This window comes from Enterobacter sp. SECR19-1250 (genome assembly GCF_013391025.1).
Lineage (GTDB): Bacteria > Pseudomonadota > Gammaproteobacteria > Enterobacterales > Enterobacteriaceae > Enterobacter > Enterobacter cloacae.
Genome location: NZ_JACASJ010000054.1, coordinates 19,980 through 31,945 on the forward strand (window position 1 = coordinate 19,980; position 11,966 = coordinate 31,945).

Annotated in this window: 9 protein-coding genes; 3 read left to right on the top strand and 6 right to left on the bottom strand. The window is 57.7% G+C overall.

Annotation, left to right across the window (positions count from 1 at the left end):
• Positions 1 to 60 precede the first annotated feature (60 nt).
• Positions 61 to 1,470: an MFS transporter gene (locus HX884_RS14935; protein WP_178328418.1), complete on the top strand. Its 1,410-nt coding sequence runs from the start codon at positions 61 to 63 to the stop codon at positions 1,468 to 1,470.
• Positions 1,471 to 1,506: 36 nt separating this feature from the next.
• Here HX884_RS14935 and HX884_RS14940 read toward each other — a convergent pair whose 3' ends face one another.
• Genes HX884_RS14940 through HX884_RS14950 form a run of 3 tightly spaced genes read right to left on the bottom strand, consistent with a single transcriptional unit; the run spans position 1,507 to position 4,231 of the window.
• Positions 1,507 to 2,502 (bottom strand): DUF2891 domain-containing protein, encoded by a 996-nt coding sequence (locus HX884_RS14940; RefSeq protein ID WP_178328419.1) that lies wholly within the window; start codon positions 2,500 to 2,502, stop codon positions 1,507 to 1,509.
• Between the two features lie 23 nt (positions 2,503 to 2,525).
• Positions 2,526 to 3,512, bottom strand: a complete 987-nt coding sequence (locus HX884_RS14945) for a DUF979 domain-containing protein (protein ID WP_062856664.1) — start codon at positions 3,510 to 3,512, stop codon at positions 2,526 to 2,528.
• Positions 3,509 to 4,231, bottom strand: a complete 723-nt coding sequence (locus HX884_RS14950) for a DUF969 domain-containing protein (RefSeq protein WP_013096573.1) — start codon at positions 4,229 to 4,231, stop codon at positions 3,509 to 3,511. The genes HX884_RS14945 and HX884_RS14950 overlap by 4 nt, the downstream gene beginning before the upstream one ends.
• Positions 4,232 to 4,446: 215 nt before the next feature.
• On the opposite strand from HX884_RS14950, the gene HX884_RS14955 reads away from it, so the two are divergent.
• Positions 4,447 to 4,995 carry a winged helix DNA-binding protein gene (locus tag HX884_RS14955; RefSeq protein WP_013096572.1) on the top strand — a complete coding sequence of 183 codons (549 nt, stop codon included), beginning with the start codon at positions 4,447 to 4,449 and terminating at the stop codon, positions 4,993 to 4,995.
• 2 nt (positions 4,996 to 4,997) lie between these two features.
• Here the strand turns inward: HX884_RS14955 and glgX are convergent, their stop codons facing one another.
• Genes glgX through treZ form a run of 3 tightly spaced genes read right to left on the bottom strand, consistent with a single transcriptional unit; the run spans position 4,998 to position 11,338 of the window.
• Entirely contained in the window at positions 4,998 to 7,073 is a 2,076-nt protein-coding gene (glgX, locus tag HX884_RS14960; protein WP_178328420.1) for a glycogen debranching protein GlgX, read from the bottom strand.
• Positions 7,074 to 7,088: 15 nt separating this feature from the next.
• Complete coding sequence (gene treY / locus HX884_RS14965; protein ID WP_178328421.1) at positions 7,089 to 9,557, bottom strand: malto-oligosyltrehalose synthase; 2,469 nt, start codon at positions 9,555 to 9,557, stop codon at positions 7,089 to 7,091.
• Positions 9,554 to 11,338 (bottom strand): malto-oligosyltrehalose trehalohydrolase, encoded by a 1,785-nt coding sequence (gene treZ, locus HX884_RS14970; protein ID WP_178328422.1) that lies wholly within the window; start codon positions 11,336 to 11,338, stop codon positions 9,554 to 9,556. Before treZ ends, treY begins: the two co-directional genes overlap by 4 nt.
• Before the next feature lie 162 nt (positions 11,339 to 11,500).
• Between treZ and HX884_RS14975 the strand changes: the two genes are divergently transcribed.
• The coding region (locus tag HX884_RS14975) for an HAD family acid phosphatase (protein ID WP_306173161.1) at positions 11,501 to 11,966 on the top strand (466 nt) is incomplete at its 3' end.

Consider the following 11,966-nt stretch of genomic DNA (forward strand, 5'->3'; position numbering starts at 1 on the left):
CGCCCTGTATAACCCATTACTATAGTGTCGTCATCAACATTCTTGCCTGGAGATAACACGATGACGCTCTTTTCATACCAACCCGGCGACGAAGGATTACCGGGACATGAACGCGCCCGGGTGATGGCGGCGGTGATGACCACCACGTTGATGGGCGTATTCGATGGCACCATGATCAACATTGCCCTGCCATCAATGGCCAGCGCGATGCAGGTGCCCGCGAATGTCGCAGTCTGGTTCGCCAACGGTTACCTGCTGTCTGCGGCAATGACGTTAGCCATCTTCGCCGCCCTCGCCGCGCGCGTCGGTTACCGCCCGGTGTTTCTGGCAGGACTGGCTACGTTTACCCTGACCTCGCTCGGCTGCGCGCTGGCAACAACGCCGGAAATGCTGATCGGGATGCGTATTTTGCAGGGTATCGGCGGCGCGGCCACGCTGAGTATTGCCCCGGCGATCCTGCGCTCGGTATTCCCGGGACGGCTGCTTGGCCGCATTCTGGGGTTACACGCCCTGCTTATCGCCGCCAGCACCGCCATTGCGCCGGTGCTGGGCGGAACAATACTCGACGTACTGAGCTGGCAATGGCTGTTCGCGATCAACATTATGCCCGGTACCGTTGCCCTGATGCTGGCCTGGAAAGCGCTGCCGCGGGCGACGGCCTCTGATAGGTCCCCGTTCGACGTGCCCGGTGCCCTGTTGTCCGTGATCCTGCTGGGGTCGATGATCATGGCGGCAAACAGCGTAGAGAATAGAGCGCACGCCATCAGCACCGTTTGCTGGGCATTTGTCGCCACGGTCAGCCTCATCGCTTTTGTCTGGCATATCCGCCGTGCCCGGAGCCCCATCCTGCCACCGGTGATATTCAGCAACGGACGGTTTACCCTCGCCGCCCTAACCTCGCTGGCCTCGTTTGTGAGTCAGGGCATTACCTTTATCGCGCTGCCGTTTCTGTTTCAGAGCGTGTACGGCTATAGCCCGGCGATCTCGGCTTTATTGTTCACCCCCTGGCCGATAGGTATCGTACTCATTGCGCCGCACGCGGGCCGTTGGGCAGACACGATCTCCGCCCCGTTGATCTCCACACTTGGACTGATGATTTTTGTCGTTGGGTTGATTTTGCTGGCGACGCTGCCTGCCGGCCCTTCTGCCTGGGATATCTGCCTCAGGAGCCTGGTGTGCGGTATCGGCTTTGGCTGTTTCCAGAGTCCCAATAACCGTGAAATGCTCTCTAACGTTGCCCGGGAGTACGCCAGCTATGCATCCGGGGTGTTGTCCATCGTCAGAACGTTCGGCCAGTGTCTCGGTGCCGCCGTGGTGGGAGTTTTGCTGGCTGCGACCGCAGGGTCAGATCATCAAATGCTGGATGACGGTGCCGTTCATATTGCGCTGTGGATCGCGGTGATCGCGTCAACTACGTCAGTATTATTTAGCGTTAGCCGACTGCGTCGCGCGCGACAGGCTACGGCATAAATGCCAGGGCAGCGTCCTGCGACGCTGCCCCCATATTTACTCCAGCGCCAGCAGCGCAAAACTCGCCAGCCAGTGCCCACCGCTGTAGTGGCTGCCGACAACATGCTCGACGCTCGCCGTCAGGTGTTTCACCACCGCATCACGCAGCGCCTGCTGCGCCGGATGCTCCTCCGGCAGCGCACTGGCAATATGCTTCATGCACCAGGCGCGGCTGAGGTTTAATCCGTCCAGATGCGCAATTTTGGGGTCGGTACGGTCGCTCACTTCTGCCGGGTTCATCAGCGCAGAAACAGCCCCGATATTCGGCAGAAACGCGTCGAACCAGGCCGGAAAATTCTCCGCGACCTTGCTCATCAGCAGAGCCTCTGTCAGCGCGCCGGATACATACTCATCACCACCCGGTTCATAGTGAGCCGGATACTGGGTATCCGCGTGATAAAACCGCGTCGCCGCCTCCAGAATGGCACTCTCCAGCGCGTTATCTTCCACCGCCCGGGCGTAATCGATCCCCAGCGCGAGGGCAAACGCAGTGTTGTAATGCGTGCCAACCCGGATCGGGTACGTCAGCTTACTGAGGTAATCCACCAGACGGTTGCGAATGTCCTGCGTTAACGGCGCAAGCGTCTGATACCAGCCTGCCGCCTGCGGCAGCGATGACTGTTTCAGCTCCTGGGCCAGTGCCAGCAGCCAGCCATAGCCATACGGACGCTCGAACGAGGCACGGAACGGCGCGTTGAAATAAGCCAGCTCCTGCGCCACGTTTTCTGGCGTGAGATGGTCGGCAAACAGCGTGATAATGTCATCCCGGCACGACAGTTCCGGGTAGAGGCGCAGGCAGCGCAGCAGCAGCCAGTAGCCGTGTACCGCCGAGTGCCAGTCAAAACAGCCATAAAAAATGGGATGCAGTTCGCGCGGCGGCAGGACGTCCCCGTCATCATTGAGCAGATGCATAATGTGGTTCGGGTATTCCTGGCGCAGATAGGTCAAAGGCATTCTGGCAAAAGCATCAGCCTGGTGTTGCGTTAATTCCATCACAGCTCCTTAGGTTGCCACGCTTAGCGAAACACGAGGAAGTACATTAAGAACACGTTGACCACCAGCAGGGTTAACGCGGTCGGGATCTGGATCTTAATGACCTGATATTTGTCTTTCAGCTCCAGTAACGCGGCGGGAACGATGTTGAAGTTCGCCGCCATCGGCGTCATCAGCGTGCCGCAATAGCCTGCGTACATACCAATCGCCAGCAGCGGTGCCGGATTACCGTGATGCACGTGGATCAGAAACGGTAAGGCGATACCGGCGCTCAGCACCGGGAAGGCCGCAAAGGCATTACCCATGATCATGGTGAACAGCGCCATGCCGACGCAGTAAATCACCACCAGCATAAAGCGGCTGTCCGGGTTCACAAACAGGCTGACCACCTTCTGCACGGAGTTGCCGGTATTGGCCACCACAAAAACCCCGCCCAGCATGGCCAGCATCTGCGGCAGGATCACCGCCCAGCCAATGGTATCCACCAGTCGGCGAGACTGACGGACGGCATGCAGCGGCGTTCCTTTTGTCAGCCACCAGCCGGTAAGGATGGCCGCCACACAAGCCACGCACAGCGCCGCCAGCGTGAGCTGTTTTTGATCGAGCAGGTAAACCCCGCCAATCGACACCCCTTTCAGGAACAGCGTGCCGATAACCGTCACTACCGGGATCATCAGGGCAGGTAAAAACAGCCAGTTTTTCAGCCGGTTTGAGGAGGTAACACGCTCGGGTTCGCTGGCCATTTTGTACTGCCCTTTACCGACCAGCCCAAAGCCTGCCAGAAGGGCAATCACAATCACGGCGCCGCCAATGATCCGGTACGCCAGCGAGCGGCCCAGCTCCTGCACCATCAGGTCACCGAACAGGAAGATCCCACCGAACAGAAACCAGAACAGTGCCGTGGTAAAACGTTTGGGGTTGGCGCGATCGCGCAGGGTCATGACCACCAGCAGCATCACGACAAAGCCAATCAGGTAGTACACGCGGTTAATGGTGAGCAGCGTCATCATGGCGCGATCTCCTGCGTTCCCTGCCCGGCTTTCCAGGCCATCACGTCACGACGGATGCTGGCATCCAGCCTCAGCAGACGCGTCATATGAATAATCAATGCCGCAATCGCCGTCGGGATCGCCCACAGGCCGATATGCAGCGGTTCAATCCCCTGAATACCGTTCTCCTTCAGGAAAGCGTCGATCAGCAGCACCGCCCCGAAGGCGATAAAGATATCCTCGCCAAAGAACACCGCGATATTGTCGCACGCGGCGGCATGGGCTTTGATTTTGTCGCGAATATGCTGGGGCAGTTCGCCGTACTCGTTCAGCGCCGCCCCTTCGGCCATCGGCGCCAGCAGCGGACGCACCGTCTGGGCATGACCGCCCAGCGACATCAGCCCCAGCGCGGCCGTCCCCTCGCGGGCGACAAAATAGATCATCAGAATACGCGCCGAAGTGGCGCTGGCGATCTTCGCCACCCACGCCTGTGCGCGCTCTTTTAGACCGTAATATTCCAGCAGACCAATAACCGGCAGGATCAGAATGAATGTAGCCAGAGAGCGGCTGTTGACGAACTTCTCGCCGAAGGTTTCCAGCAGCATGCCGAAATCCATCCCAACCAGCAGACCCGTCGTCAGCCCCGCTACCACGACCACCAGTAGCGGGTTGAAGCGCAGGGCAAAACCAATAACCACCACCGGGATCCCGATAAGCGGCAACAGTGTAGAACCGTCCATAAACGTTACCCTATCCAAAGTGAGCGTTGCGCGCCGACGGCTATTTTTTTAATTTGCGGCGAGCGATGTTGTGTTTTCCGTCAGGCTTCGAAAACCTGCGTTAAAAAGCTATATCTGAACCGCAAAAACATGTAAACAATTTATCAATAAAATGTTCTTATTTTATCGATGAGTTTACATTTCCGGGCAACAGCCACACTCCCGTAAGGAACGTTATGACCCTGAAGAAAAGTGCTGCATCAATGAATCACGACGACATTAACGACGGCCGGATCGTCTCCTCCCGCCATCTGGTTTCCGAGCGCTGCGCGGAGCTATCGGAGCTGGAGTACGCGCTGATCATGACCAGTAACGCGTTCAATAAATGGATGGTGCGCTGCATGACCGCGGCCGGTGAGCCGGATATGGGGGCCTTTGACGTCTCGCTTTTGCATCATGTGAATCACCGCAATCGCAAGAAGAAGCTGGCCGATATCTGTTTTGTGCTCAACGTGGAAGACACCCACGTGGTGACCTATGCGTTGAAAAAGCTGGTCAAGGCGGGCTACGTCACCAGTGAAAAGGCAGGAAAAGAGCTTTTCTTCTCCACCACGGAGGCGGGAAAAGCACTGTGCATGAAATACCGGGATGTGCGCGAAGCGTGTCTGATCAACATTCATGCTGAAAGCGGGATTTCGGGTGCCGCTATCGGTGACACCGCCCAGCTGCTGCGCACCATTTCATCCCTGTATGACACCGCCGCACGGGCGGCGGCATCACTTTGACATCACGGGCGTCTGAAGAGAGTAATACTGCGCCCCGCCAGTTCGTAATCTACGGTCCGGGTGATGACCTCGCCCGTGGCAACCTCCCCAGCCGTGGAGAGCTCCAGCACCCAGCCTCCTTCACCAAACTGCGGGATCTGGAACGACACGGCGCCTTCGAACGGGTTGAACAGCATCAGCACGTCGTGCCAGATCCCTTCCTCCTGGATGAGATCGGGCCGGCTGATGGAGACGCCGATTGTCGAGCCTTCCTCCCATTGCTCAGACTGCTGCGGTCCTCCTCCGGCGTTAAACCAGCGGATCTCAAGACCGTCTCGCCAGCTCTCCCGGCGCAGCAGCGGCTGTTTCGCGCGAAGCGCAATCAGGTGCCGGGTAAACTCGCGCAGCGCGACGTCGTTTTCTGACAACCCTTTCCAGTTGATCCAGGAGATCTCGCTGTCCTGGCAATAGCCGTTGTTGTTCCCTTTTTGCGTCCGGCCAAACTCATCCCCGGCCAGCAGCATCGGTGTACCGTGGGAGAACAACAGCGTGGTGAGGAAGTTCCGTTTCTGCCGTTCACGGGTGGCAATAATGTCGGGGTTCTCGGTCGGGCCTTCCTCGCCATAGTTATACGCGCGGTTATCGTTATGCCCGTCGTTGTTCTCTTCACCATTATCGGCGTTGTGTTTCTCGTTGTACGACACCAGATCGTTCAGCGTGAAGCCGTCATGCGCGGTAATAAAGTTGACGCTGGCCCACGGGCGACGCCCGCGTAAATCATAGAGATCGCCCGAGCCCAGCAGGCGGGCGGCAAAATCAGTGGGAACGTTATCGCCCCGCCAGTATTCACGAACGGTATCGCGATATTTGTCGTTCCACTCGCCCCAGCCGGGCGGGAAGCCGCCCACCTGATAGCCGCCGGGGCCGATATCCCAGGGCTCACCAATGAGCTTGAGTTTTGATAAAACCGGATCCTGGGTTATGGCATCAAAGAAGCCGCCGCGCGGATCGAACCCTTCTGGCTCGCGCCCCAGTATCGTGCCCAGATCGAAGCGAAAACCGTCGATATGCATCGATTCCGCCCAGTAGCGCAGCGAATCCATGATCATCTGCAGCACACGCGGGTGTGAGGTGTTCACCGTATTCCCCGTGCCGGTGTCATTGATGTAATAGCGATGCTGATCCGGCAAGGTGCGGTAATAGCTGTAGTTATCGATACCCTTGAATGAGAGCGTCGGGCCAAGCTCATTGCCCTCTGCCGTGTGGTTATAGACCACATCCAGAATCACCTCGATACCCGCGTCATGGTAGGCGCGGACCATATCGCGAAAACCCTGGATCCCTGCAGGGCCGTAATAACGTGACGCGGGCGCAAAAAAGCCCAGCGTGTTATAGCCCCAGAAATTCTTCAGGCCGCGGTCCAGCAGGTGCTGATCGTCCGGGAACCAGTGAACCGGCAGCAGCTCGACGGCGGTGATACCCAGACTTTTGATGTAATCGACCGAGGCTTTATGCCCCATGCCTTCAAAGGTGCCGCGCAGCTCGGGCGGTATCCCCGGGTTGAGCTGGGTGAAACCTTTCACATGGCTCTCATAGACCACGGTATGCGGCCAGGGGATCGCTGGCCGCTGATGGTCCTGCCAGTCAAACGCATTCGGATCGATGACCCTGCATTTTGGAGTGAACGGCGCGCTGTCACGCGTATCAAAGCTCAGATCCAGCGCGTCATGACCCAGTTCGTAGCCAAAATGGGCATCATTCCAGTCGATATCGCCCACCAGTTCACGGGCATAGGGATCGATGAGCAGCTTATGCGGGTTAAAGCGATGTCCGTTTTCCGGGTCATACGGCCCGTAGACTCGATAGCCATACAGCGCGCCGGGCTGGAGGTCGGGCACATAGCCGTGCCAGATCTCGTGGGTATATTCCGGCAGCTCCAGACGGGCGATTTCCGTTTTACCGGAGGGGTCAAACAGACAGAGCTCCACCCGCTCGGCGTGAGCTGAAAAAAGCGCGAAGTTAACCCCTTTCCCGTCATAATTTGCACCCAGCTGCTGGCCATGACCGGCCCGTATGTCAAACGTATTTTCCTTTGCCATTTTCGTTCTCCACGATTATTCGCAGGTAAGCAGAACTAACAAACTTCCTGTTTCAGACGTTAAATCCAGCGTCTCCCGCAGCGCCCGACGTTCACCGGTAAACAGATCCCGGTAGCGTTTCCCGGAAAGCTCTTCGGGGATGACGACCGAAGTGTTGGCCCACAGCGTTTCGTTTGTGGGGCTAGCAAAAACCAGACGCGGTACGGCAACAATCAGCGCCTCCCCGTCCTTCACGCGCGCGTAGACAATCAGGTTTTCCTCGCGCTCGCCGCTGACCTTCAGCGGCAGCCAGTCGCCGTACTGGAAGAGCGATAAATAGTGCTGCCGGACGCGTAACAGCGTGGCGGTGACATACTGCTTCACCCTGCCGTTTCGCCACTGCTGTTCGTCGGCAAACAGCTTTGCGTCGGCGCTGCTCAGGTTTTGCCTCAGCGTGGCGAAATCCGGCTCCAGCCGGTTATCCGGGTCGACCAGGCTAAAATTAAGCGCCTCGCTTCCCTGATAGATATCCGGTACGCCCGGCGCCGTCAGTTTGATCACCGTCTGGCTCAGGCTGTTCATCAGCCCGGCGCGGATAAAGGGTTGCAGGGAGGACGAGAAATCATGCAGGAACAGCGTGTTCTCAGGGGATAGCAAGTGCCGGACGTAATTCATCACCACGCTCTCATAGCTCTCATTGCTGTCAATCCAGTCGGTACGCTGTTTGGCCTCGCGCAGCGCTTTCTCAATAAACCCGAGGAAACGCGCTTCGAGAGACTTCAGCCCTTCACTATCGTCAGGCGACAACGTTGCAGGCCAGACGCCCGCCAGCGCCTGGTAGATCATCCAGGTATCGGCCGCGTTTGGCGCGGTACCGTCATTGAGAAAACGCACCTGGGTCTGGTTCATCTGCCGCCAGCGCGCCAGATTTTCACCCCACTGTTCCGGGGCTTCCGTCAGGGTGTAGAGGCGCACCCGCGCGTCTTCCCCGCGCTTGGTGTCGTGCGTGGAGGTCCCCAGCAGCGCATCGGGCTGACGGGCCAGACGGATGCGCATCTCCTGGTGAAAGCGGGATAACGAGAACGCGCGTGGGGTGGGATCGGCCCCCACTTCGTTCAGGGCGAGCTCGAGGTTATGGCGGAAAAAGAGCGTATCTTCCACCGATTTCGCCATCAGCGGCCCGGTAAGCTGCTGGAAGCGGGTTCTGAACAGCGAGGCTGCATCGCGGCTGCTGGCGTCCAGGTCGCCGGTGAGGATCCTCACCAACAGGCTTAACGCCGGTTCCGGTGCGTGGACGCTGGCGACAACGCGGTTCAACAGCGCGACATCCGGGGCGGTTAACCCGTCGGTGGTGCCGTAGGTGCGGTAGACCGGAAACGCAATCAGCAGTTCGCGCAGCGTGTAACGTATGTCGTCCTGCGGCACGTCAATGCCGTTGCATCGGGCAAGGTCGGTGGCAATGTTAAGCAGCGTGGTGAATTCACCCTCAAAATTGCGATCGGTCATCAGCCCTTTAGCGTTGCGAAGTTCCGCATGGCGATCGACCGTCACGCCCAGCGTCTCGTCGTGGATTTTTTCCAGCCGCCCGAGGTTATTATCGTCGACCAGCACTTCGGCCAGCGAGGCGATAAACTCATATCCGGTGGTGCCGGAGACCGGCCATTCCGCAGGCAGTTGTTCCCCTTTGGCGAGAATTTTTTCCACCGTGATATAACAGTCGGGACCGGTAGCCTGCCGTAACCGCTGCAGGTAACCCAGCGGGTCGGCCAGCCCGTCGATATGGTCAATGCGCAACCCGTCGACAATGCCGGTATGCACGAGCTCGAGGATCAGGCGATGCGAATCCTGAAACACCCCCTCGTCTTCCACTCTGACGCCCACCAGGCCGGTAATTTCAAAAAAGCGCCGCCATGAGAGCTGTTTCGGCGCTTCCCGCCAGGACATCAGCCGCCAGCTCTGCGCCTCGTGGATCGCCTCGATGCTTTTCTCCGCAGCCCATGTTCCGGGGTTAAGCGGATAGGCTGTGTCATAGTAGACCAGCGCGGCCTCACCGGTGACACTGTCACGTTTCAGAGTAATTGCCCCCTTCTCCAGCTCGGCCTCAAAGGTGTCGCCAAGGAACGGCAGCGTCAGCGGGCGCGACCAGTCAATATCAAAATAGTGCGCGTAACGGCTTTGCTGACCAAACGCGATAACGTCCCGCCACCAGCGGTTTTGCAGCGAGGTCGACATGTGGTTAGGGACGATGTCCAGAATGAGCCCCATTCCCGCCTGCCTGAGTGCCGCCGTCATGCGGTCGAAACCGGCGCGCCCGCCAATGGCAGGATCGATTTCGTTAGGATCGGTGACGTCATAACCGTGGGTTGAACCGGTGGTGGCGGTAAATATCGGTGAGGCATAGAGATGGCTGATCCCGAGGTCTTTAAGGTATGGCACCAGCTCCACCACGCGGTCAAAGGTCATGCCATTGCGGAACTGTATTCGGTATGTGGCACAAGGGATCATGATGCGTCTCCATCTGCAAAACGAACGACAATGCTGTTCGGCGCTAACACCTCAGCGGCCTCCGGCCAGCTAAAGAGCGTTTCGCCTGCCAGCGCAGGAACGTCAACAGGCTTATTACCGATATTCAGCGCCAGCGACAATGTCCCCGTCGGGAAAGACCAGCTCACCGCCACTATACCGGGAGCAGTCTTAACGATTTTGCCCTCAACGGTGCCGCCAGGGCGAAGTAACGGCACAAGATAGCGATGCCGCAGGACCAGCAGGCTTCGCGTGAAGCGCAGCCAGGATTTACCCTGCGCAGTCGTCACGTTGTGCCAGTCCAGTTTTGAGCGGGCAAAAGTCTGCTCGTCATTCGGATCCGGTACATCGCCATCGTGTCCGCTGTGGCCGGTAAACTCTTTTGCCCGCCCTTCCCGCACGGCTTTCGCCAGATCGCCATGAAAATCCGTAAAGAACAGGAACGGGTTGGTTTCGCCATACTCTTCGCCCATAAACAGCAGCGGGATATGGGGTGACAGCAGCAGCGCGGCGAGCAGAACGCGGGTTTTATCCGCGCCCGCAAGGGTTATAAGCCGTTCGCCCTGGGCGCGGTTACCGGTTTGATCGTGGTTTTGAATAAAATCGACAAAGAAGGTCGGCGGCTGGGTGTGGCATTCCACCCCGCGTGAGTGTCCGGTCTGCAAAGAGACCTCACCCTGATAGACAAATCCTTCTGCGAGAGCTCTGGCGAATTTTTTTTCCGGTTCGAAGGCAAAATCCTGATAGTAGGCATGCGTTTCGCCGGTGGCAAAGACGTGGGCGGCGTTGTGGAAATCATCATTCCACTCGGCGGTAAACAGCGGCGTGGCTCCCTTCTCATCCCGAGGATGCAGGAAAATCACGTTACGGCTGTCCTCGGTGGTGAGATGGATATGACGATCCGGGAGCGCTTCGCGGATCGTTTCCGCGATCTGCTGAAGAATATGTTTCGACGCCGTATCTTTAATCTGGTCGATAGCATCAAACCGTAAGCCATCCAGACGGTATTCGGTCAGCCAGAACAGGGGCGCGTCAAGAATGTAGTGTCTGACCGGCTCCCGTTCATAGGCGATACCGTTACCCCACGGCGTCATTCTCTGCGCATCAAAAAACGCGGGTGACAGCAAGGGTAAGTAGTTTCCTTCCGGGCCGAAATGGTTGAGTACGATATCCAGCACGACAGAAAGGCCCAGGCCGTGCGCCGCATCGATGAACGCGTGAAAATCCTCCGGCGTGCCATAGGCGGAGTGCGGGGCATACAGCAATACGCCGTCATAGCCCCAGCCGCGGCTGCCGCCGAACTGTGAAACCGGCATGACTTCAAGCTGGGTGATGCCGAGTTCAGCCAGATACGGCAGCTTGTCGATAGCCGCCCGGAAGGTGCCCTGCGGCGTAAAGGTGCCAATATGCAGTTCGTAAATCACCGTCTCTTCCCACGGTCGCCCTGCCCAGTCTGGGTTGATGGGCTGATAGCGGCCGGGGTCAATCACCACGGAGGGGCCATTAACGTCCCCTTTCTGCGCCCGCGATGCGGGGTCAGGTACCGCCATGCCGTCCTGTAAAACGAACTGATACTCGGTGCCATGCGTCACGCCAGGTACGTCAATCTGGAACCAGCCGTTACCGACCGCCGTCATGGGCAGATCGCGTTCTGCCAGACGTAGCGTAAGTTGTTGTTGTCCCTCAGCCCAGACGCGAAAACGTACAACGTCACTGGAAATAAACTCAGCACCCCACTGCTTTTGAAATGTCCTGAATTCCATTCATTGTCCTCGAATGACCCACATTTTACGCGGAATGAAGTACAAGCTTAGTTCAGGATCGAAAGCACGTTTCAACAGAGCCCCAACGTGCAACCGTCATTTTTCTGTCACTTAAATTCATTACGCTTTCGTCATTTTGACAAGGGTGTTAAGGAAACAATAATGAATTCAATAGCTAAGGCATTACTGGTGGCAGTACCGATGTTGAGCGCAACCGCTACCGCGGCAAATAATGAACTGTGTGAACCAAAAGCCTACGAAATGGCGCTGCGCTACCAGCAGAAGTCAGCTGAAATCATGGCGCTTCAGCTGCAGACGTACCGTTTTGCCACCGGCCGTTTTGACGAGAAAGTGAAAGATCTGAAAACGCCAGAAAATTACGCGGTGGTCATGGATCTGGATGAAACCGTGCTCGACAACACCCCGCTGCTGGTGCGCGACATGGAACAGTGCCATGACTACACCCAATGGGATACCTGGAGCGACTGGGAAAAACAGGGAAAACCCGGCCTGATCCCCGGCGCGAAGGCGTTTCTTGAGCATGTGAATCAAAGCAAGGTGCGTATCTACTATGGAAGGTGCGAACAAGTTCCTGATATGAGATCATCATATTCATCCGGAGCGCATC